The 22,045-nt window shown below is 70.9% G+C and carries 13 protein-coding genes; 5 read left to right on the top strand and 8 right to left on the bottom strand.

All coding sequences use genetic code 11. The features are described 5' to 3' along the window. Positions 1 to 122 precede the first annotated feature (122 nt). Positions 123 to 1,778, top strand: coding sequence for a CocE/NonD family hydrolase (locus tag O0S08_RS24430; RefSeq protein ID WP_269041648.1), 1,656 nt, complete (start codon positions 123 to 125; stop codon positions 1,776 to 1,778). A 78-nt stretch (positions 1,779 to 1,856) separates the two neighbouring features. On the opposite strand, the gene O0S08_RS24425 is transcribed toward O0S08_RS24430, so the two are convergent. Then, positions 1,857 to 3,479 carry a mechanosensitive ion channel family protein gene (locus O0S08_RS24425; RefSeq protein ID WP_269041647.1) on the bottom strand — a complete coding sequence of 541 codons (1,623 nt, stop codon included), beginning with the start codon at positions 3,477 to 3,479 and terminating at the stop codon, positions 1,857 to 1,859. Positions 3,480 to 3,948: 469 nt separating this feature from the next. On the opposite strand from O0S08_RS24425, the gene O0S08_RS24420 reads away from it, so the two are divergent. From O0S08_RS24420 to O0S08_RS24410, 3 genes are read left to right on the top strand one after another with little or no spacing between them, the layout of a single operon-like run. Continuing rightward, entirely contained in the window at positions 3,949 to 5,346 is a 1,398-nt protein-coding gene (locus O0S08_RS24420) for a family 2B encapsulin nanocompartment shell protein (protein ID WP_269041646.1), read from the top strand. Positions 5,347 to 5,390: 44 nt separating this feature from the next. Then, a complete protein-coding gene (locus O0S08_RS24415) occupies positions 5,391 to 6,788 on the top strand; it encodes a family 2B encapsulin nanocompartment shell protein (RefSeq protein WP_269041645.1) in 1,398 nt (465 codons plus the stop codon). Positions 6,789 to 6,791: 3 nt separating this feature from the next. Continuing rightward, entirely contained in the window at positions 6,792 to 9,140 is a 2,349-nt protein-coding gene (locus O0S08_RS24410) for a terpene synthase family protein (RefSeq protein WP_269041644.1), read from the top strand. Positions 9,141 to 9,146: 6 nt separating this feature from the next. On the opposite strand, the gene O0S08_RS24405 is transcribed toward O0S08_RS24410, so the two are convergent. From O0S08_RS24405 to O0S08_RS24375, 7 genes are all read right to left on the bottom strand, one after another. Beyond that, complete coding sequence (locus O0S08_RS24405; RefSeq protein ID WP_269041643.1) at positions 9,147 to 11,876, bottom strand: hypothetical protein; 2,730 nt, start codon at positions 11,874 to 11,876, stop codon at positions 9,147 to 9,149. Further along, positions 11,867 to 12,517, bottom strand: a complete 651-nt coding sequence (locus O0S08_RS24400; RefSeq protein WP_269041642.1) for a peptidoglycan-binding domain-containing protein — start codon at positions 12,515 to 12,517, stop codon at positions 11,867 to 11,869. The genes O0S08_RS24405 and O0S08_RS24400 overlap by 10 nt, the downstream gene beginning before the upstream one ends. A 246-nt stretch (positions 12,518 to 12,763) precedes the next feature. Then, positions 12,764 to 14,833, bottom strand: a complete 2,070-nt coding sequence (locus O0S08_RS24395; protein WP_269041641.1) for an endonuclease — start codon at positions 14,831 to 14,833, stop codon at positions 12,764 to 12,766. Between the two features lie 290 nt (positions 14,834 to 15,123). Beyond that, positions 15,124 to 16,074: an AgmX/PglI C-terminal domain-containing protein gene (locus O0S08_RS24390; RefSeq protein ID WP_269041640.1), complete on the bottom strand. Its 951-nt coding sequence runs from the start codon at positions 16,072 to 16,074 to the stop codon at positions 15,124 to 15,126. A gap of 12 nt (positions 16,075 to 16,086) precedes the next feature. Beyond that, positions 16,087 to 18,450, bottom strand: coding sequence for an FG-GAP-like repeat-containing protein (locus tag O0S08_RS24385; protein WP_269041639.1), 2,364 nt, complete (start codon positions 18,448 to 18,450; stop codon positions 16,087 to 16,089). Positions 18,451 to 18,730: 280 nt separating this feature from the next. Continuing rightward, on the bottom strand, positions 18,731 to 19,318 hold the full coding sequence (locus O0S08_RS24380) for a GTP-binding protein (RefSeq protein ID WP_269041638.1): 588 nt from the start codon (positions 19,316 to 19,318) through the stop codon (positions 18,731 to 18,733). 22 nt (positions 19,319 to 19,340) lie between these two features. After that, a complete protein-coding gene (locus tag O0S08_RS24375; RefSeq protein WP_269041637.1) occupies positions 19,341 to 19,982 on the bottom strand; it encodes a hypothetical protein in 642 nt (213 codons plus the stop codon). A 655-nt stretch (positions 19,983 to 20,637) separates the two neighbouring features. Here O0S08_RS24375 and O0S08_RS24370 point away from each other — a divergent pair. After that, positions 20,638 to 21,690 carry a cyclic nucleotide-binding domain-containing protein gene (locus O0S08_RS24370; RefSeq protein ID WP_269041636.1) on the top strand — a complete coding sequence of 351 codons (1,053 nt, stop codon included), beginning with the start codon at positions 20,638 to 20,640 and terminating at the stop codon, positions 21,688 to 21,690. The last annotated feature ends 355 nt before the right edge of the window (positions 21,691 to 22,045 follow it).

Raw genomic sequence — 22,045 nt, 5'->3', positions numbered from 1 at the left:
GTCGTGCGCAGGGCCTCGTGCACGGCGAGCGGCGAGCAGCTGGGCCGCATCGCCGGCAGGAGAGCGCGACGCTTCGCGGGTGGCAATCCTGCGCCCGGACGCGTTACGCTCGGAGGCCACGCATGTCGCTCGCGTCTCGCCTGATCGATCGCCTCGCCAAGCTGCCGCCGCCCCTCACGCGCGAGGTCCACGTCGAACGCGACCAGCTCGTGCCCATGCGCGACAGCGTGGGCCTGCGTACGGACGTGCACACGCCGCGCGGCAAGGCCGTCGCCGCGACGGCGCTGCCGACGGTGCTCGTGCGCACGCCGTACGGCCGCCGCGGGTTCGCCGAGCTGACGGCGGCCACGCCGCTGGCCCAGCGCGGGTTCAGGGTGGTGGTGCAGGCGGTGCGCGGCACCGACGGCTCGGGCGGCGTGCTCGACCCGTTCGGGCAGGAGGGGGCCGACGGGGTCGACACGGTGCGGTGGATCGAGCAGCAGCCGTGGTTCGACGGCCGGCTGGCGACCTTCGGGGCGAGCTACTACGGCTTCACGCAGTGGGCCCTGGCGCGCGAGGCCGGGGCGTCGCTCAAGGCCCTGTGCATGCAAGTGACGGCGTCGCAGTTCCGCGATCAGACCTACGCGGGCGAGGGTTACTCGCTCGACGCGACGCTGTCGTGGACGCAGCTGATGTCGATCCTGGTCGCCAAGCAGGGCGTGCTGACGCTGCAGCTGGTCGGGGGGCGACGCCGCCGCGAGGCGTTCACGCAGCTGCCGCTGGCGAGCCTCGACCGCGCGCTGACGGGCAAGACGGTCGACTTCTGGCAGGCGTGGCTCGCCCACGACGCGAAGGACGATCCGTACTGGACCGCGACTCGCGACCATCGCAGCGACGTCGCCCACGTCGCCGCGCCGATCCAGATCGTGACCGGGTGGTTCGACATCTTCCTGCCCTGGACCCTGCAGGACTTTCAGGCGCTGGTCGCCGCGGGCCGGCGGCCGCGGCTGTACGTCGGCCCGTTCGCGCACGCCGACATGGGGGTGATGGCGGCCGGGCTGCGCGAGGGGATCGAGTGGTTGCGCGCGCACGTGCTCGAGGAGCGCGACGCGGCGCCGTCGATCCGCGTGACCGTGATGACCCACGGGACGGCGGGCGTCGAGCGTGAACTCGCCGCGTGGCCGCCGCCAGGCGCGCGCGAGCGCAGGTTGCATCTGCACCCCGAGGGCCGGCTGTCCGAGGCGCCGCCGCCGGTCTCGGCGCCCGATCGCTACCGCTACGATCCCGCCGATCCGACGCCGGGCGTGGGCGGCGTGCTGCTCGGCCCCGAGGCGGGCGCGAAGGACAACCGGGCGCTCGAGGCCCGCGCCGACGTGCGCGTCTACACCAGCGCGCCGCTGGAGCGCGACCTCGAGGTCGTCGGGCCGGTGCGCGCCGAGGTGTTCTTCTCGTCGAGCACGTCGTGGACCGACGTGTTCGTGCGCCTGTGCGACGTGCAGCCGTCGGGGCGGTCCTTCAACGTGTGCGACGGGCTGCTGCGACTGACGCCGGGGCGCGTCCCGCAGGACGAGGGCGGGGTGATGCGCGTGCCGGTCGAGCTGTGGCCCACTGCGTATCGCTTCCCGCGCGGGCACCGGCTGCGGGTGCAGGTCTCGAGCGGCGCGCACCCCCGATTCGTGCGCAACCTCGGCGCCGGCGAGCCGCTCGCCACCGGGACGCGCATGGTGATCGCGGAGCAGCAGGTGCACCACGACCCGGCGCGTCCGTCGGCGATCGTGCTGCCGGTGCTCGCGGGTTGAGACGAGCGCAGCGGCGCGACGAATCGTGACTCGTCGCGCCGCGAGGGTTCGTGCGACCTCGGTCCGGCGGCCCGGCCGTCAGCGCGGGGTGCCGCCCTGGAGGGCGACGACGTGGCACGCCTGCGGCGCGACGCCGGCGGCGAGGAGGGCGGTGAGCAGCTCGGCGCGCAGCAGCTCGCAGGTCGCGTCGTCGCGGCCGGGCTTGACGCGGACGACGCAGCGGATGAGCACGCCGGTGTCCTGCAGGTCCTGGACGACGAACTCGGGGTCGTCGAGGATGTCGGGGCAGCGCGGGCGGTACTCGAGCAGGTGGGCCTTGAGGCCGGCGAGGACGCCGGGGACGTCGAGGGCGTAGGGCAGGCGGAACTCGACCAGGGCGTTGACGTAGAGGCGCGCGTGGTTGGCGATGCTGCGGACCTCGCCGTTGGGGATGCAGTGGAGCACGCCGGCCTCGTCGCGGATCTTGAGCACGCGGACCCCGATCTCCTCGACGTTGCCGACGACGTCGCCGACGCGCACGCGGTCGCCGACCAGGAACAGGCCCTCGAACAGGATGAAGAAGCCGGACACGACGTCGCCGACGAACGCCTGCGCGCCGAGGCCGACGGCCAGGCCGAGCAGGCCGGCGCCGGCGAGGATCGGCGAGGTGTCGACGCCGAGCTCCTGCATGGCCATCACGGTCATGCAGAAGTAGATCGCGTAGCGGAGGATGCTGCTGGCGACCGGGACGAGGGTGAGGCGCTGCTGGTTCTCGGCCTCGCTGCGCTTCTCCGGGTCGGCCAGCAGCAGCTCGCGCACGAACAGCTCGAACACCTCGATCAGCACCCGGCCGGCGTACACCAGGGCGATGATGCGAATGCCGATGAGGCCGAACTCGGACAGCCGGCCGCCGGGGTTGATCTGGTCGAAGATCCAGGTGGCCGCGCCGACGAAGAAGAAGTAGTCGAGCGTGCGCTTGGTGATGCCGGCGAGGTGCTCGAGCCGGCCGACGTAGCGCAGGGTGCGGTGGCTCTCCCGGCCGCGGGCGAAGTGAAACACGACGTCGACCGCGAGGTGCGCGATGACGATCATCGTCCGCGCGATCAGCACGCCGAGCGCGACGATCGTGACAGTCCCGAGCGCCTGCACCACCAGCTCCGGCGGAGGTGCGAGCGCGACGCACAGGCTCACCGCGGCGAGGGCGATGCCCCAGCGCAGGGTGACGAGCAGGCGCTCGAGCAGGGTGGCGAGCTGCGCGTCGTGCTGGGAGAATGCGGGGTTGCGTCGCAGGCCGGCGACGAGGTAGTGGACGACCACCTTGATGAACCGGTAGAGCACGTAGGCCGCGACCAGGACGCCCAGCACGCTGAGGACCAGCCACACCGCCGCCATCGGATCGCGGAGGAGCGACGCCTCGGTCCAGGCCCACAGCCGCGGGGCGCAGTCGATCTCGTACATCGTCAAGGAGACGCCGGCGCAGATCAGCGCGATGGCGACCACGGTGGTGAAGACGACGATCGCCCGCGAGACGCGGTTCGCCAGCGACGCCGCCAGCGCCTCGTGGTCGGGCGCGCGGACGAGCCGCAGCGCCAGCCGGAGCAGGCGACCGGACTGTCGCGACGCGATCAGCGAGACGACGATGACGAGTAGGAGGGCCGCGCCGAATATCAGCGCGTTGTTCAACAGCATGGCTGCGGACATCGGCCCGACAGTGTTGCTCATCGGCCGTAACTCGTCGAGACCCCGTGTACACCGATTGCGAGCGGGACATTCCACGAAAGAACATGAACGGGACGACATGAACGGGCCGGCATTAGCGCGCATTGTGACACCTGTCCGGCGTCGGCGCCGGGCGCTCCGAAGGGCGCCCAGTGGGCGCCCAGTGGGCGCCCAGCGGCGAATTTCCCCTCCCACGCGTCGACGTTGCGTAAGAATATTCGTCGCCCGTTCGCTCGCATTCGCGCCGCTGATTTAACGTTTGACAGGGCAATAGCGAGCCGGGTAGTAGCTCGGACCGAAGTTCAGTCACCATTTCCGCGCGCGGATACGGACCGCGGCGGAATGTCACGAACCCGTACGGTTCTTGTGACCATCGAATGGCGAGCGCCCTGCGAGTCCGTCTCCGGGGGACCGTGCGTCGATTCGGCGGTTCGGGTCAATCGTCGCAGTTGAAGCAACCTCGAGGTACGTCATGACGAATGCACAGAATTTTGGTGATAGCGCGCAGCAGACCGCCCTGGCGACCGCAGCGGCGCGGAATTTGGCGACGACGACCAAGTCGGAGCCGCAGATGCAAGGAATCAGCTCGCGGTGGCTGCTCAAGCTGCTGCCGTGGGTGCGCGCCGCGGGCGGCGTCTACCGCGTCAACCGCCGCCTCAGCTACGCGGTCGGCGACGGCCGCCTGAGCTTCACCAACGTCGGCGCCAAGGTCTCGGTGGTCCCGCAGGAGCTGACCGAGCTGCCGCTGCTGCGCGGCTTCGACGACGTCGAGGTGCTGAACGCCCTCGCCGGCAAGTTCGTCCAGCGCGAGTACAAGGCCGGCGAGGTGCTGGTCGAGGCGGGCAAGCCGGCCGACCAGGTGTTCCTCATCGCCCACGGCAAGGTGAACAAGCTCGGCACCGGCAAGTACGGCGACGAGACGGTGCTCGGCGTGCTGGCCGACGGCGCCCACTTCGGCGACCAGAACCTCGTCGAGGAGAACGACACGTGGGGCTTCACCGTCAAGGCGGTGACCCGCGTGATCGCGTTGACCCTGCCCGAGAAGGCGCTCGCCGCCGCGGTCGAGCAGTCGCCGGCGCTGCGCGCCCAGGTCGAGAAGTTCAAGGCCAATCGCAGCAAGCCGCAGAGCGGGCAGGGCGAGGCCGAGATCGCGCTGGCGTCCGGTCACCGCGGTGAAGTGGTGCTGCCGGGCACGTTCGTCGACTACGAGCTGTCGCCGCGGGAGTACGAGCTCAGCGTGGCCCAGACGGTCCTGCAGGTCCACACCCGCGTGGCCGATCTGTACAACGAGCCGATGAACCAGACGCAGCAGCAGCTGCGCCTGACCATCGAGGCGCTGCGCGAGCGGCAAGAGCACGAGATGATCAACAGCCCCGAGTTCGGCCTGCTGCACAACGCCGACCTCAAGCAGCGCATCCACACCCGCTCGGGCCCGCCGACGCCGGACGACCTCGACGAGCTGCTGGCGCTGGTGTGGAAGGAGCCGACCGCGTTCCTCGCCCACCCGCGCACGATCGCGGCCTTCGGCCAGGAGTGCAGCAAGCGCGGCATCTACCCGCACCCCGTCGAGTTCGCCGGCCACCACATCCCGGCCTGGCGCGGCGTGCCGATCCTTCCGTGCAACAAGATCCCGGTGACCGACACCCGCACCAGCTCGATCATCCTGCTGCGCGCCGGCGAGAAGAACCAGGGCGTCATCGGCCTCCACCAGCCGGGCATCCCCGACGAGGTCGAGCCGAGCCTGTCGGTCCGCTTCATGGGCATCAACGAGAAGGCGGTCATCTCGTACCTCGTCAGCGCCTACTACTCGGCCGCCGTGCTGGTGCCCGACGCGCTGGCGGTGCTCGAGGACGCGGAGATCGGTCGCTGAGGCGCGACTGATCGCGGACGTGCGCAGCGGAGGAGCCCACGATCATGACGGACCCGTCGACCCCGAGAGAGAATGCGCAGACGAGCCTCGCCACGGCGGCGGCTCGCAACCTGGCGACGACCACCAAGTCGGCGCCGCAGATGGCGGGAATCAGCCCGCGCTGGCTGCTGCGCCTGCTGCCGTGGGTCGACGTGCCCGGCGGGACCTACCGCGTCAACCGTCGCCTGACCTACGCGGTCGGCGACGGCCGCGTCGGCTTTACCAGCGTCGGCCCGCGCGTGCAGGTGATCCCGCGCGAGCTGACGGAGCTCCCGCTGCTGCGCGGGTTCGAGGATGATGCGGTGCTGTCCGCGCTGGCGGACCGCTTCGTCCAGCGCGAGGTCGCCGCCGGCGAGCTCATCGTGGCGGCGGGCGCGCCTGCCGATCAGGTGGTGCTCCTCGCGCACGGCAAGGCGAAGAAGCTCGGGGTCGGCAAGTATGACGATTCGCTAATTCTCGGCGTGCTGGTCGACGGCGACCACTTCGGCGACGACGGCCTGGTCGCGCGCGGTGATGCGTGGCCCTACACGGTCCAGGCGCTCACGCGCTGCATCGTCCTGACGCTGTCGGAGCAGGCGCTGACTCGGGCGCTCGCCGATTCGCCGGCGCTGCAGGCCCACGTCGAGGCCCACGCGCGCCTGCGCAGGCGGCCGCAGGACAAGAGCGGCCAGCAGGCGATCGCCATGTCGGCCGGACACATGGGCGAGGCGCCGCTGCCGCTGGGCTATGTCGATTACGAGCTGCGCCCGCGCGAGTACGAGCTCTCGGTGGTGCAGACGATCTTGCGCGTACACACCCGCGTCGCCGACCTCTATAATGAGCCCATGGATCAGACGCAGGAGCAGCTCCGTCTGACGATCGCGGCGGTGCGCGAGCAGCAGGAGTACGAGCTGCTCAACAACCGCGAGTTCGGGCTGCTCCACAACGTCGACCTCAAGCAGCGGATCCCGACCCGCAGCGGCCCGCCGACGCCCGAGGATCTCGACGAGCTGCTGTGCCGCCGGCGCTCGACGCGGTTCTTCCTGGCCCACCCGCGCACGATCACCGCGATCGGCCGCGAGTGCACCCGCCGCGGCATCTACCCGCAGACCGCGGCGATCGACGGCAGCCCGATGATCGCGTGGCGCGGGGTGCCGATCGTGCCGAGCGACAAGATCCCGATCACGCCCGAGGGCACCAGCTCGATCCTGGCGATGCGCGTCGGCGCCGACTCGCAGGGCGTGATCGGGCTGCATCAGACCGGGCTCCCCGACGAGGTCGAGCCCAGCCTGTCGGTGCGTCCGATCGGGGTCGACGAGCGGGCGATCCACGAATATCTAGTGAGCGCGTACTTCTCGGCCGCGGTGCTGGTGCCCGACGCGCTCGGGATGCTCGAGGACGTGGCGATCGGTCGCCAGGAGTAGTCAATGACGCAGCAGCCGTTTCAGTTGCCGGACTTCTACATGCCGCATCCGGCGCGGATCAATCCTCACCTCGAAGGCGCGCGCAGGCACACCAAGGAGTGGGCCTACGCGATGGAGATGATCGACACCGGGGTGTGGACCGAGGAGGACCTCGACAACCACGACTACGCGCTGCTGTGCGCCTACACCCACCCGGACTGCTCGGGCGAGGAGCTCGACCTCATCACCGACTGGTACGTGTGGGTGTTCTTCTTCGACGACCACTTCCTCGAGGTCTACAAGAAGACGCGGGACATGGTCGGGGCCAAGGAGTACCTGGCCCGCCTGCCGGCGTTCATGCCGGTCGACCTGACGACGCCGATCCCCGAGCCCACCAACCCGGTCGAGGCGGGGCTGCTCGATCTGTGGCGCCGCACCACGCCGACGACGTCGGCGGACTGGCGCCGGCGGTTCCACGTCGTCACGCGGCACCTGCTCGAGGAGTCGCTGTGGGAGCTCGGCAACATCCGCCAGGCGCGGGTCTCGAACCCGATCGAGTACATCGAGATGCGGCGCAAGGTCGGCGGCGCGCCGTGGTCGGCCTGCCTGGTCGAGCACGCGGTCGGGGCCGAGATCCCGGCGCGGGTCGCCGAGACGCGGCCGCTGCGGGTCCTGAAGGACACGTTCAGCGACGGCGTGCACCTGCGCAACGACCTGTTCTCCTACCAGCGAGAGGTCGAGCGCGAGGGTGAGAACGCCAACTGCGTGCTGGTCGTCGAGCGCTTCTTCGACGTGCCGACCCAGAAGGCGGCCGAGATCACCAACGACCTGCTGACGTCGCGGCTGCAGCAGTTCGAGAACACCACGTTCGTCGAGCTGCCGCCGCTGTTCGAGGAGTACGCGCTCGACCCGAGCGAGCGGCAGGCGGTGTTCCTCTACGTCAAGGGCCTGCAGGACTGGCAGTCGGGCGGCCACGAGTGGCACATGCGCTCGAGCCGTTACATGAACGGCGGCGGGCAGGGCGGGACGTCGTCGCCGACGGCCGAGCTGCAGGTCCCGCCGGCGCTGGCGAAGTACTTCCGCGTCGGCACCGAGCGGCGGCTGGCCCGCGGCGACTCGAGCGAGGCTGCCAGCCGCGCGGCGACGCTGATCGAGCGGGTGCTCCGCGGGCCGACCGGGCTCGGCACCTCGGGCGTGCGGCTGACGCTGTCGCCGTCGGCGCTCGGGCTCAAGCGGGCCAAGAACTTCTCGCACCTGCTGTTCCAGCCGGTCGGGCCGACGAAGCTGCCGGACTTCTACATGCCGTACAAGGCGCGGGTGAACGGCAACCTCGCGCGCGCCAAGCAGCACTGCATCGACTACGCGCGGGCGACCGGCATGCTCGCGGAGGTGCCGGGGGTGCCGGGCGCGTGCGTGTGGGACGAGGATCGCCTGGCGGGCTACGACTTCGCCGAGTGCGCGGCGCGGATCCACCCCGACGCGACGGCCGAAGAGCTCGACGTGTCGTCGGCGTGGCTGACGTGGGGCACCTACGGCGACGACTACTTCCCGCTGGTGTTCGGCAGCGGGCGCAACTTCGCGGCGGCCAAGCAGCAGAACGATCGCCTGGAGCTGTTCATGCCGCTGAACGACGAGCCGACGCCGCCGCCGCTGAACCCGCTCGAGGCCGGCCTCGCCGATCTGTGGCTGCGCACCGCGGGCCCGCTGTCGCCGGACCAGCGCGCCAGCTTCCGCAAGAGCGTCGAGGACATGACGGACAGCTGGTTGTGGGAGCTGATGAACCAGACCCAGCACCGGATCCCCGACCCGGTCGACTACGTCGAGATGCGGCGCGCGACCTTCGGCTCCGACATGACGATGAACCTGGCGCGGATCACCAAGGGCGGCCGGATCCCGCCCGCGGCGCTGCGCTCGCGGGCGCTGCAGTGGCTCGAGGTCTCGGCCCAGGACTACGCCTGCTTCACCAACGACATCTTCTCGTACCAGAAGGAGATCGAGTACGAGGGCGAGCTGCACAACATCGTGCTGGTGCTGCAGACGTTCCTCGACCTGTCGCGCGAGGACGCGGTGCTGGCGGCGAACAAGCTGATGACGTCGCGGATGGAGCAGTTCCAGCACGTGCTCGCGCACGACGTGCCGCCGATGGTCGCCGACCTCGACCTCGACGCCGAGGCCCGCGCGGCGCTCGACGCCTACATCGAGGGCCTGAAGGACTGGATGGCCGGGATCCTCGACTGGCACCACATCTCGCGCCGCTACCCGGAGAGCGAGCTGCAGCGCCACCGCGCCAGGTCGTTCGGGCCGATCGCGATGCTGCGCTCGGTGCTCGCGTCGACGCCGAACGCGCTCGCGGCGGCGCTCAAGGCCGGCTGATCGGCCTCACTTCGCGCGCCAGAACGCCGGCGGCTCCGGCGTCTGGCCCTTCGGCTGCGCGAAGATCTGGTCGGGCGCGCGGGCGACGGTGAAGACGCCCTGCAGCCACACGACCCCGACGGTCCTGAAGTCGCGCAGGATCTCGGGGTCGATCGTGTGCGTGCCGACGAAGTCGATGTGCAGCCACGTCTCCTTGCCCTGGTCGTCGAGCTGGGACACGCGGACGGTCACCTTGTCGCGCCGCCAGCGGATGACGCGGCCGCACACGTGGACGACGCTGCCGCCCTTGTCGACCTTGAGCGAGTGCGGGCCGGTGAACACGAACTTGCCCTCGGTCCAGTGCCCCTCGTAGCTCGGCACCTGCGGCGGCGGCGGCGGCTGCTGCCCGAGGCGAAAGCGGAGGTCGTGCCCCTGCTGCAGCATGCCGTCGCGCCATTCGGCCTGCTTGGCGTCCTGAGTGTCGACGAGGATGTCGATCAGGATCGGGATGTGGTCGCTGACGTACTTGCGGTAGAGGTAGAAGGCGCGCGCGAGGTCCTTGTCCTTGGCGTTCGACAGGTCGAAGATCTGCGTCTTCTTCTTCGCCTTCGTCGTGCCATTCTTGGTCTTGTGGGTGGCGGCGGCGTCGGCGTCGATCTGGGCGGCGAGCGTCGAGTTGCCGGCGATCAGGCGCTTGGCCATGTCGAGGATGTCGATGACCCCGGCCTGGACGACGTGCTGGTTCAGCGCGGAGCCGGTCTTGAGCAGGAAGTGATCGTAGGCCGCGCTGTACAGCTTGTTCTTGTCGGGCTTCGCGGCCAGCACCTTCTTCATGCCCGCGCTCAGCATCGACAGCGAGGTCTGGGTGGCGGACGTGGTGGTGCGATAGCCGCTGGCGATGAGCTTGTTGATGGCCCTGCTGGCCTCGGCGGTGGTGCCGATCTTGTAGTTGAGGTTGAAGTCGCCGACGAGCAGCGGGTTGGCGTAGTCGCCGAGGTTCTCGAGGTCGGCGCCGGGGTAGGCGACGGCGAGCGACAACATCTTCTCGACGCTGGCGCCGCGGGCCTTGACGAACGTGGAAGTGCTCTTGCCCCAGATGGCGTGCAACGCGGCCATCGGCACTTGCACGTGCTGACCGTCGAGGCTGAGCCACAGCGGCATCGTGAACGGCGAGCGACAGTTGAAGTCGCCGTTCAGATCCTGGTACCCGAGCTCGGCGCCGTTCTTGTCGGTGGAGCACAGGGTCGAGCCGGTGCACAGCCAGGCGAGCTTGCGATCGCAGGCCTCGTGGCCCACCCCGTACTGGCTCGGGAGCCGGTGCTTCGGCGTGCGCCACATCGCGGTGTAGGTCTCGACGTCGTAGGTGCCGAACGTTTCGGCCTTGAGCAGCAAGCTCGCGGTCTCGATCGCGTGGGTCCAGGCGTCGCTGTTCGGTTCGCCCTCGCCGCCGCAGGCCGGGCAACGGGCGTCGGCGCAGGCGAGGCAGCGGACGTGGGTGGTGCCGACGCCCTCGCAGGCGGTGCACTGTTGCCCGAGCTTCAGCTTGGACAGCCGGCCGGCGCCGCCGCAGCGGGGGCAATCGGTGGTGACGACGATCTCCTTGGTGCCGGCGCCGCCGCAGTCGCCGCAGGCCTGCTGGCCCTGGCCGGCGCCGCCGCAGGCGTCGCAGGGGACGGCGACCTGGCCGCGGCCGCCGCACGGCTGACAGGCTTTGGCGAACGGGTGGGCGCCGCCCTGACAGTTGCCGCACGGCTGGAGGTGGCCGCGCTTTCCCTGGCACTTGGGACAGGTGATGGTCAGGCTCTTGGCGCCGTTGCAGGTCGGGCACGCCTGCCGCTGCTTCGACTCGAGGGTGCCCTCGCCGCGGCAGGTGGTGCAGTGGCAGTCGGGGCACCAGAGCTCGACGGTGGGGACGCCGCCGCACATCATGCAGCCGCGGTCCTTGCCGCCGCAGAAGGTGCACGGGCGGTCGACGATGCCGCGCTCGTCGCAGGTGGCGCACTTGCACGCGCCGCACGCGAGGTAGGCGTCGTGCTGCTGGTTGCACTCCGTGCACGTGCAGTACTTGCAGGTCTTCTGGCCGGCGCAGACGCAGCCGGCGCCGGCGCAGGCCGGGCAGTCGCTGCTGCGCTTGAACCGGACGTCGCCAGGGTTGTAGGACTTGCCGCCGAGGATGAGCTGCTTCAGGGTCGGATAGTCGATCCGGGCGTTCTTGTAGGTCACCTCGTAGGTGTAGAAGAACGCCTCGATCTCCTCGCGCCAGTCGCAGTTCTCGCTCGGCGTCTGCTTGTCTTTCTGCAGGTCGTCGAGGGTGAACTTGGCGGGCAGCTCGACCTTCTTGAAGCTGCGTCCGCTGGCCGCCAGATGGAAGTCGCACCTCGAGGTCGCCAGCTCGCTGCCCCAATTCTGGTGGTCGGCCAGCTCGATGCGCGCGGCGGCCTCGGTGAGGTCGACGTCGGTCTCGATGAGGAGCAGCAGGTCGACGGCGAGCGACTCGACCAGCAGCTTGACGAAGGCGTGCACCCAGGCCTTGCTGTCGTCGGTGATCTTGCTGCCCTTGTAGTCCTGGATGTTCCACGAGACGATCGTGAAGATCTTCTTGGGCGGCTTGGCGATCACGACCGGGACGGTGGTGGTGGTCGACTGACCGCTGACGAGCGCGCCCTGCACCGTGGTGGTGCTGGTGGTGGGACCCGGGTTGGCGGTCTGCAGGGCGGTGACCCGGTTGGCTTTGATCTCGGCTTCGGTCAGGCGCATGGCGGCTTCGGGTGCGCGGTGGTGTCGTGCAGGCGCTCGAGCTCGGCGAGGGTGGCGGGGTCGAGGGTGCCGCTGTCATCGAGGCCGTGGCGGCGCTGGAACCGGCGCAGCGCCTCGGCGGTGGCGGCGTCGTAGCGGCCGGAGAGCGGGCAGCCGTAGCCGAGGTTGGCGAGCCGCTTCTGCGCGCCCGAGAGGGTGTCGATCGGATCGAGGTGGCCGATCCGGATCTCGACCTCCGGGCTGCCGGTCACCCGCAGCAGCGCGCGTCGCAGGCCGGTCGCGACCCAGTGCGTGAGCACGCCGTCGGCGTCGGTGGTGCCGTGAAAGACCTGCTCGCCGCACACCAGCTCGTACTCGAGGCCGGCCCGCGGGGCCTCGCCGTCGTAGAGCTGCAGCCGCAGCTGCGCGGGCACGCCGTTGCGGCGGAAGACGTGGCGGCGATCGACGGCGACGTCGTACGACTTGCCGCGCTTGTCGGGGATGACGAGCACGTCGCCGGGCGCGAGGACGTTGTAGTTGCGCCGCAGCGCCGCGAGCTCGCGGTTCTCGGGCGCCGACCACACTGCTTCGGGCGAGAGTCCGTGTTCGGCGGCGATCTGCGGCAGGCTCTCGCCCTGCGCGACGACGCGACGTACGCTCATCGCCGGCGATGGTAGCCGATCGACCGCTGCGCAGCCGGCGGCGCGGTCTGGCGAGCGGACGCGCGGATCCGCGAGGATCGGCGAATCCTCGCTCGACTGCGCGACTTCGGCCGGCCTCGAACGGCCGAGACAGCGGGTCCCCGCCGGGCTGCCGCATAGGCCGAAGTCGACGTCGGCGCTCCGATGGCGGCGATTCAGCGGGGACGCGCTGCCGTCATTGCGAATCGTGGATGATGATCGGCGCCGTCACGGGACGCCCAGCCCGGGCGTGAAGTCGACGAGGTCGACCCACTGCGGATAATCGACGAACGGGTTGCGATTGCCCTGGACGGCGAAGATCGCCTGATTGCGGTGACGCTCGTACTGCCCGGGCGGCTCCTCCTTGGACCAGCGCGTGAGCAGCTCGAGCTGCGCGGGCTGGAGTTCGTGCGGCGCGTCGATCTCGCCGGGGTAGCGGACCAGGAAGTACAGGGTGGCGCGCGCGACCGGGCCGCGGCCGTTGGCGGGCTCGAAGTGCGGGCCCTCGCCCTCGCCGCAGGGCGGCAGGGGCTCGTCGCGGGCGAACTCGAAGTACGAGCGGTTGGCCCGCAGCTGGTTGCAGTGATGATCGCAGGCGAACAGGTGGTGGAGGTCGCCGCGCATCGGCTCGCGCTTGCGGAACCAGCTCTGCGGGACCACGTGCTCGCAGTTGTAGGGCAGCTCGGCCTCGATCGCGGCCTCGAGCTCGGCGAGCGCCGCGGGCGACTCGAAGCTGCGCCAGGCCAGCGCCTCGGCCCGGCGGGCGCGGCGGGCCGCGTCGATGCGGGCGTCGGCGGCGATCAGCTCCTCGGGGGTGAAGGTGACGTTGGAGTAGATCGAGGCCAGGCGGCGGTCGGGCCGCAGGTCGACCCACGGATAGAGGTGACGGCTGGGATCGTAGCTCGGGGTCTCCAGGTGGGTGGCCGCGACCAGCGCCGACAGCGATTCGTAGGAGACGTCGTGCAGGACGTCGGCGTAGTACTTGTCGCGGTCGACCGCGTCCTGGCCGGCGTCGTAATAGCGGCGCGCCCGCGCGGCGGCGACGAGCTGGCGCAGCTCGGGGCGAACGACGATCGTCGGCTCGGTCGTCGGGCCGGCGGCAATGGTGGCACCGTGCGGGCCGGCGGGGCCGATTCGCACCGTGATCTCGATCGGCACGGTGAGGCTGAGGGTCTGCTCCGATCCGGCGACTGCCATTCGCGGGACTTCTCCCGGTGACTGCGCGGGCGGCAGGACCTCCTCGACGTCGCTCCACGCGGCGCTCCACTCGCGCGGCAAGGGGCGCGCGGCGGGCCGGCCGGCGAACTTGACCCCGGCGTCGACGACCCGCGAGTCCCACGCGAGCTCGGCGGCCGGGACGGCGAAGTTGCGATCGAGGTAGACGCCGCCGAAGTGGAGCCCGAGCACGCGGCCGGTCGCGACGTCGACGATCGCGGCGCCCGAGCAGGCGCCGAGGGTCGAGGCGTCGTGCAGCGCGGCGGACACGGTGCGGCCGAAGCTGGCGACCCGGCGGCGCCCGCCGAAGTAGCCGGGGGCGAGGCGCTTGAGGTTGTAGCGCCCGCGGAACACCCGCTGCTGGACCTCGACGTCGTTGCGCGGATCGAAGCCCGGATACCCGACGACGACGACGCGCCGGCGGGCGGGCACGTCGTCGGTCGCGAGCTCGAGGGGGGCGACTCGCAAGCCGTCGACGCCCAGCAGGGCCATGTCCCAGTACGGATGGATCATGACGACGCGGGACAGGGCGTAGATCGGACCCGCCGGCTCGTCGGGCCGCTCGTGCCGCGGATCGAAGGCCGCCGTCTGTCCGGGGAGGAAGCGCAGGGCGTTGCGCCCGACGCCGCTGGCGAACAGCTGGGCGACGTGGCGATTGGTCATGACGAGGCCGTCGCCGACCACGAAGCCGGCGCCGCCGTACGGCAGCGACAGGTTGCCCGGCAGCTCGATGCGTCCGATCGCGGGCAAGCACGCCTCGATCCGGCCGCGGAGGGCGGTGTCGGCGTAGAGGTCGAAGAACTCGCCCTGCGGCAGGCCGAGCAGCTTGCCGCCGGCGAGGTCGGCGACCGGACGCTCCTTGGGCAAAAGGATCGCCTCGAGGCAATCCAGATCGGCGGGCATGAGCGGGGCGCCCTCGATCCACTTGCGCGCCGTGGTGCGCACTTGCTCGGTCTGCCGGGCGTCGAGGTGAAACCACTGCGCGGCGCCGGCGACGATGGGGTCGATGGAGCGGCCGGATTCGAGCTCCGTCCGCGGCAGGAGGGACTCCGCACAGGCGCGGATGCGTTCGGGGGAGGCCATACAGGCCCAGCAGACCACGCGGGCGCGGCGATGAAAAGCCCGCGGGCGGCGAGGCGCCGCCGGCCGCGAGCAGGCGAGCGGACGCCGGTGCGGCGAATGGGCATTGTCCTGCGCCGGTTGAACATTGTAAGGACGCGGCCGGCGATTCGCGCGCGGTTCGCTCGAATGAATGCGCGCACGCCTGCTCGCCCGCGCTGCCGTCATTCCCTGGCCGATCGCTCGCCGCAAGACTTGCCGCCCGCTGCCGACCCGCGGCGCCACGCGCCCACCTCGAGGCGCCTGCGCGCCGTTCACCCGTCGAAGACGAACGGGTACTGAACGGCGATGGGCTTGCCGTCGCTCGGCCGCGGAAACTTCAGCGCCTGGATCACCTCGACCATGCAGCCCGTCATCTCCTCGGGGAGCGACGTCTCGCCGGCGCGGCACGCGGTCACCGTGCCCTCCGGTCCGATCGTGAAGTGCATGGCGATCCGCCCGGCGAGCTCGCGGTCGGCGGCGGCGCTGGCGTAGGCGTAGCACCGCCGGACCTCGTCGATCTCGGACTGGATCAGCGTCTGGATCTCGTCGCCGCCGGTGAATGCATTCGGCTCGGACGCGAGCGGCTGGAACGACGCGAAGAAGCGGTCCGCGCCCGCCGCCGGCGTCTTGTCGCGCTGGGCGAGGACCACGAGCTCGTAGACTCGATCGTCGAGCAGCACCAGGCGGACGTTCGCCTCGAGGGCGATGTTCTTGCTGGTGAGATGCAGCACCGCCGCGCGTCCCGGGTGACCCGCGACGTCCGCCGAGCGGGTCGAGAACACGGTCCCGCCGACGTTGCTCATCGCTCGTTGCTGCGCGACGTCGAGGACGGCCTCCCGATCGTCGAGCCGGCGCGCGCCCGCGTACACCGTCACGAACACCACGTACATCGTCTCGCCTTCGACCGAGCGGTACGTGTAGCTGGCCGCTTTCCCCTCGTCCTCCGCGATCGCCCTCCGACTGGCCTCCACCCCGGGCGGCATCTCCACCGCGAACGCCCCCGCGGGGCTCCGTACGGGCTCCCACGGCGCTGCGGCGGGCGCCTTCGCCTCGCGGGCCGGAGGGGCCGCGGTCGGTGAGGTCGTCGGCTTCGCGCAGGCGCACGCGAGCGCCGCTGCGATCCACCATCCGCGCTCGCGTCGGCTCCCCATCGCCTCGCCGCGATCGATGGGGCCGCCGGTCGCCGCAAGGATAGGGTCTTCAGGACATGTCTTGGCGGACATTTCGCCCACGTCCTAGCCGATGATCTTGCAGGCGGGGTCGAGGGTCGAGGTGTTGTTGTCGGTGCGGCACTCGTGCCACGGGTGCTCGGGCATGCCGTCGTCGACGACGAGGACCAGCGGCTTGGTGCCGTCGACGAAGCTCGGCGGCAGCTCGGGCAGCTCGAGCACCAGCTCCTGGGCCTCGGCGGGGTACAGCACCTTGGTGGTGTTGAGGGTGCCGAGCAGGGTGCCGCCCTGGTTCGGGTCGCCCTCGTAGAAGCCGACGGGCACGCCGGCGGGCACGGCGGCCTGGCCGAGGTTGCGGACGCGGGCGAACGCCTTGAAGCCGTCGAAGCACTGGGTGTGGCCGGAGACGACGAGGTCGGGCGCGGCGAACTCGCCCTCGGGCTGGACGTTCTGGCGGAAGTTGTTGAGGCCCGGGGTGGTCCAGTTGGTCACCTCGGCGGTCGGGATGGTGCCGTCCTCGGCGACGTTGGTGACGTGGTAGGCGTGCTGGTTCCAGATCCGGCGCGTGCGCACCCACTGGTTCTTGGCGTCGCCGAAGATCCGCACGCCGCGGGTCTTCATCTGCTCTTTGGGGCAGGTGAGGCTCGAGTAGTCGTTCGAGGTGACGACGATGTCGGCCTGGCCGTCGTTGTCGACGTCGGCGACCAGCGGGTACTCGTGCAGGGTGCCGGAGGTGTTGCAGACCTCGAGCAGGACGTCGCCGGTGGCGCCGTCGTAGATCCGCATGTACTGCTCGTCGGCGTAGACGACCTCGGCCGAGCCGGAGCCGTCGAAGTCGAACACCGAGCTGCCGGTGAACGCGGACGAGCAGTCCTGCGTCTGCTTGATCCACAGGAAGGTGTCGGCCGCGGCGACGTTGGGGTCGAGCAGCTTCTTGCCGTCGAACACCGCGTAGCCGATGCCGCCGGCGACGCCGATGTCGGGCGTGCCGTCGCCGTTGAAGTCGGCGATGGTCGGCGGGCCGCCGCCGCCGATGTTGCCGGCGCTGTCGGCGGGGCACAGGTCCGGCGACAGCGGGCCGTTGATGTCGAGGTCCTGGCGGACGATGACGTGCATGCCCGGGGCGTTGGGGTCGTAGCGCCAGATGTTGAGGTCGTGGGTGCCGGTGCCGTGGACGTTGTCGATGCCGACGATCTCGGGCTTGCCGTCGAGGTCGAAGTCGGCGACGGCGGGGAAGGTGCCGCCGAGGCCGGTGTCGACGAGGACGGTGCCGTCGGCCTCGAGGATCCGGGTCGGGGTGACGATCTCGAGCTGGCCGTCGCCGTCGGCGTCGGCGGCGATGGCCTTCTTGTTCCACCAGCTGCTGGTGAGGCCGTCGATGGTCAGCTCGAGCGCGCCGGTCTTGCCGTCGAGCACGCTCGACTCGGTGAGGATCTCGACGTTGCCGTCGCCGTCGAAGTCGGCCAGCGAGATGTGGTCGCAGCCGACCACCTCGGCGGTGATCCACAGCTCGGCGCCGGCGGCGGTGTACGCCCGCACCTTGCCCTCGGCGGTGCAAGCGACGACCTCGTTGCCCGGCAGGCCGTCGATGTTGCCGCCGGCCAGCGAGCGCCCGCCGAACAGGGTGTCGGCCGCGGGCTTCTGCGTCCACTTGGTGACCAGCGCGCCGTTCACGATCGAGATCGCGTGCAGGGTGCCGTTGGCGCTGTAGTTGCCCTCGTCGAACGACATGAACACGATCTCGGGGATGTCGCGCTCGTCGACCTCGCCGTTGCAGTCGTCGTCGTCGAGCTGGATGACGATCGGCGGCATCATCACGCTGGCGTCGGTCCACGCGTACTTGAGCACCGGCTCGAAGCTGCTCTGCGGCTTGTATTCACACTTGGACAGGCAGTCGATGTCGTCGCCCTCGGGTACGACGCCCGGGTCGCACTCCGGCGGCTCCGGCAGGCACTTGCCGGTCGCCGGCATGAAGCCGCCGCCGCACTGGTCGCCGCCCATGCTGCCAGGTTCGCCCAGAGTGTATTCACAATAGTTGCCCTCGGGGCATTCGGCGGCGTCGACGCATTCGGCGCCGGGGACGACGCACTGCTGGAACGAGCACACCTGGTCCGATTGGCAGCAGATGTCGCCGCAGGCCAGATCGGCGGCGCAGCAGACGTCGCCGACGCAGGTGCCCTCGGGGCAGCTGTCGAGGTCGCACGTCGAGCCGGTGGTGCCGGTCGAGGAGTCGGTCAGCCCGCCGGTGCCCTCGGTCGGGACGGCGTCGGTGGTGGTGGGCCCGGTGGTGGCTTCGGTCAGGCCGTCGGTCACGGGAACGGTGGTCCCGGGGGTCGTCGGGGTCGCGGTGTCTCCGGCCGGGCGACCGTCGTCGCCGCACGCAGCGACGAGCGCAACGAGGAGATTGGGGGCCAGGATCGCGCGACGCATCGGCGAGGATGGGACCACGTGCACCCCGACGATGACAAGTCGGCGCATGCGGGTCGCGCTCGTCGGCCGGTCGTGCGGCGATTGCGGGGGCACGCGGAGGCCGGCGAAAAGCGGGGCAAATTCGCCGACTCGCGGGATCGAACGAGCGCGTTCGCCCGCCGCGCAATCGGCTTCATCGCGCCGACCCGGAGCCGATGCGAACATGCGGGCAGCCGCTCGCGGAGCGCCACCTCGAGCGCACGCGCAAGACCGGCGGGATACCCAGGGCGTGAGCGCGAACTCAGGCCGGCCTGCGCAGCTCGGCGACGAGCTGTCGGGCGGAGGCCTTGAGGGTGTCGAACACGCCGACGCCCTGGACTGCGACGGCCTCGACGCGCGGGTGGTCGCCGACGTCGAGGAGGTCGTCGAGCTCGGCGGGCGAGAAGATGTCGGGCACGTCGCGCTTGTTGTACTGGAACACCAGGGGCAGGCGCGCGAGGTCGTGGCCGCGAGCGGCGAGGTCGGACTGCAGGATCTCGAGCATCTCGACGTTGGCCTCCTCGCGGGCCCGTTGCGAATCGGCGACGAACACGAGGCCGTCGACGCCCTTGAGCACGAGCACGCGCGAGGCGTCGTAGAACACCGGGCCTGGGACGCAGTAGAGGTGGAAGCGGAGCCTGTAGCCGTCGACGTCGCCGAGCGTCTGCGGGATGAAGTCGAAGAACAGGATCGGCTCGGTCTCGAGCTCCAGTCTCAGCAATGCCCCGCGATGCGCAGGGCGGATCCGGGAGTGGATGTATTGGAGGTTGGTCGTCTTGCCGCACAGACCGGCGCCCCAATAGACGATCTTGAGGTTGATCTCCCTGGCCGTGTGGTTGATGAAGGGCATGCGCGGAGGCTCCTCTGGCGATTCACAGGCACAGACGCTGCAGGCCGGCCTGTCGCGGCGCGCCGGGCTCTCCGAACAGGTTGCGTCCGAGCCGCAGGCGGCGCAGTCGGGGCATGGGCGCGGCGAGCAGGGCGGCGAGGCCGTCGGGGCCGATGGCGTTGCGGAACGGCGCGAGGCTGCGGACGTGGACGAGGCGCGGATCGGCGGCGAGCTCGCGGGCGCCGTCGTCGGTGATGCCCGCGGCCAGGGCGATCTCGACGGGGCGCGCATTGTTGGCCGAGGCGAGCCAGCGGGCGAGGCCGGCGTCGCCGAGCCGGTCGTCGAAGATCCGGACGACCGTGGCAGCGGCCAGCTCGGGCACGTCGGCCCACGCGAGGCGATCGCCGCGGATGTCGGGGCCCAGGAGGGCGAGGTCGAGGGTCCGGGCGATCTGCAGCCGCGGCTGGCGGCGGCCCTCGAACAGGTCGTGCAACCCCGGGCCGGGGGCGCGGCGCACCGGGTCGGGCCAGTCGGCGCAGGCGGTCGCCGCGAGGTCGAGGTCGCGGGCGAGGTCGTCGCCGGTCGCGGCGTCGAGGGCGGCGGTGAGGCGCCGCCAGGTGGCGAGCGAGGGCGGGCGCTGCGGCGCGGCGGCGAGGACGTCGGCGACGGCGATCGGTGCGCGCATCGAGGTAGGATAGCCCGGGTCCGGATGCGCGTGGTTGACGTCGTTTGTCAGGGGGCGACGGGCGACGATTGTCGCGAAATACGGCGATATGGCGGGGCGAACGGGATTCGCGTCGACTGTCTGTCACATTCGTGGGCGGCGCCGATCCCGGCGAGCGCCGGCGCGCGCGACCGGAATCGCTATTTGACGCCAATGAATGGACATGGTAATCGAAGGTGTCGGCGGGGCGCTGCGACAGGTTCGCAGCAATGCTTCCGCCGTTCGCCTTTTAATCTTTGAATTTTGCATAAGGTCGCGCGGGCGGGGCGACGCGAGTGGACGCCCGCCGCGAGGCCTTCGAGGTCGAGGCGGCGGGCCGGGCCGGAGGTCGTCGGCGTCGAGATCGAGGTCGCCGATCGCTCGAGCTCCGCAGAGCGGCGCCGGGGCCCTGCGCGGGTCCCTGGCGGTGATGTTCTTTTAGACATGTCCGAATGGGCCTATGGATTCGGCGCCCGTGGCGCTGTCCGGATCGCGCGGTCGCCAGGCGCCCGCGGCGATCGAGCCGTCGCCGAGGTCGCGCGATTCATGACACGCGGACGCGCGCGGGAGCGGTCGTCGTGGCGGGGCGTGATCGCGTCCCGTGGCGCAGCGCGAAAGATCGGGCCACGAACGGGAGATGGAGCCGCTGCTGTTCGCATTGTCGGGAGTGCTGGCGGAGGTGCCCGAGGCGGCGCTGCGGGCGACGCTGCCGCTGTGGAGCGTGGTGCAGGTGCGCGAGCAGTCGATCCTGTGGCGGCAGGGACGGCCCGCCGACGCGTTCGCGCTGGTCCTGGCCGGCGCGCTCGACGTGCTGGTCGACGGGACGGTGATCGGCAGGGTGGAGGCGGGCGACACGATCGGCGAGTCGGCGCTGTACACCCCGGAGGCGCGCCGATTCGCCAGCGTGCGCGCGAGCGTGCGGGCGCACGCGCTGGTGCTGTCGCGGGCGAGCATCGCCCAGCTGCGCGCGCACGAGAGCCCGGTCCACGACGCGCTGCTGCGGCGGGCGATCGCGGCGGCGACGCATCGCAGCCAGGTGTTCGACCGCGTGCTCGCGCAATTGCAGGTCGGCAAGTTCGCGGCGCCGTCGTCGGCGTCTTCGGGGATCTTCCGCCGATTGTGGCGCCGGGTGGCCCGGACCACGCCGAACCCGGCGGACTGCCCGCCGCTCACCAATTTCCTGGCCCACCATCCGCTGCTGGGCCGCGCGAGCCCGCAGGTGCGGGCGGCGATCGCCGAGACGTTCACGCCGCAGGCGTTCCGCGCCGGCCAGGTGCTGCTGCGCCAGGGCGACGCCGACGCGCGCGTGCTGGTGCTGGCGGCGGGCCAGGCGGACGTGCTGCGCACGGTCGACACGCGCGGGGGGACGCTGCTGCTGGGTCGACTCGAGCCGGGAGCGATCGTCGGAGTCGATGCATTCGCCGGCGCCGCGCGCACTGCGTCGATCGTAGCGACCACTGCAGGGTGGGTCCACGCAATGACGCGAGAGGCGTTCGAGCGCCTGCCTCCGCCCGCGCGGACGGCCTGGCTCGAGGTGACGCTCGCGGGCTCGGTGCGCCGCTTCGAGGCGGCCGCGCAGGCGCTGCAGGCGGCGATCGGGGTGTTCGCGTCGCACCAGGAGGAGGCGATACCGCCTCCGAGCATGGCGACCGCGCCGCAGCTGGCGGGCGAGCCGTGGAAGCACCGCTAGCGCGAACCTCTCGTTGCAGGACAATCGAGGCCGGGATGTTCGGCCTGCGCGAGCCGAACGGCGCCGGCAAGTCGACCCTCATGCGCACGCGCGCGACAGCGGCGTCAGGTGTCGCAAGAGACAGGAGCCGAGGCGCGTCAGGGCGGGGGCTCGTCGGTGCGGGTGCGCCGGCGGGTCGCCCTCGACAGGAATTCACGGACATGTTGTTTGGGACAGATTCGACGGGAGGCCATGGATTCGATCGACATGTCCTTCGGGACATTTTAGAGGTCTCGCCCGGCGCGGGCGTCCGCGGCCGTATTCCATGACCATGACAGGGGCTCGAGCGGCGGTTCGCCGCGGCGATGGAGGCGCC

This window comes from Nannocystis punicea, from assembly GCF_026965555.1.
Taxonomy (GTDB): domain Bacteria; phylum Myxococcota_A; class Polyangia; order Nannocystales; family Nannocystaceae; genus Nannocystis; species Nannocystis punicea.
This window is presented reverse-complemented; position numbering and strand designations above follow the sequence as displayed.

Bases quoted from the DNA above. Each gene is read 5' to 3' on its own strand.
- O0S08_RS24430 (WP_269041648.1), top strand. From the start codon at position 123: ATGTCGCTCGCGTCTCGCCTGATCGATCGCCTCGCCAAGCTGCCGCCG.
- O0S08_RS24425 (WP_269041647.1), bottom strand. From the start codon at position 3,479: ATGAGCAACACTGTCGGGCCGATGTCCGCAGCCATGCTGTTGAACAAC.
- O0S08_RS24420 (WP_269041646.1), top strand. From the start codon at position 3,949: ATGACGAATGCACAGAATTTTGGTGATAGCGCGCAGCAGACCGCCCTG.
- O0S08_RS24415 (WP_269041645.1), top strand. From the start codon at position 5,391: ATGACGGACCCGTCGACCCCGAGAGAGAATGCGCAGACGAGCCTCGCC.
- O0S08_RS24410 (WP_269041644.1), top strand. From the start codon at position 6,792: ATGACGCAGCAGCCGTTTCAGTTGCCGGACTTCTACATGCCGCATCCG.
- O0S08_RS24405 (WP_269041643.1), bottom strand. From the start codon at position 11,876: ATGCGCCTGACCGAAGCCGAGATCAAAGCCAACCGGGTCACCGCCCTG.
- O0S08_RS24400 (WP_269041642.1), bottom strand. From the start codon at position 12,517: ATGAGCGTACGTCGCGTCGTCGCGCAGGGCGAGAGCCTGCCGCAGATC.
- O0S08_RS24395 (WP_269041641.1), bottom strand. From the start codon at position 14,833: ATGGCCTCCCCCGAACGCATCCGCGCCTGTGCGGAGTCCCTCCTGCCG.
- O0S08_RS24390 (WP_269041640.1), bottom strand. From the start codon at position 16,074: ATGTCCGCCAAGACATGTCCTGAAGACCCTATCCTTGCGGCGACCGGC.
- O0S08_RS24385 (WP_269041639.1), bottom strand. From the start codon at position 18,450: ATGCGTCGCGCGATCCTGGCCCCCAATCTCCTCGTTGCGCTCGTCGCT.
- O0S08_RS24380 (WP_269041638.1), bottom strand. From the start codon at position 19,318: ATGCCCTTCATCAACCACACGGCCAGGGAGATCAACCTCAAGATCGTC.
- O0S08_RS24375 (WP_269041637.1), bottom strand. From the start codon at position 19,982: ATGCGCGCACCGATCGCCGTCGCCGACGTCCTCGCCGCCGCGCCGCAG.
- O0S08_RS24370 (WP_269041636.1), top strand. From the start codon at position 20,638: ATGGAGCCGCTGCTGTTCGCATTGTCGGGAGTGCTGGCGGAGGTGCCC.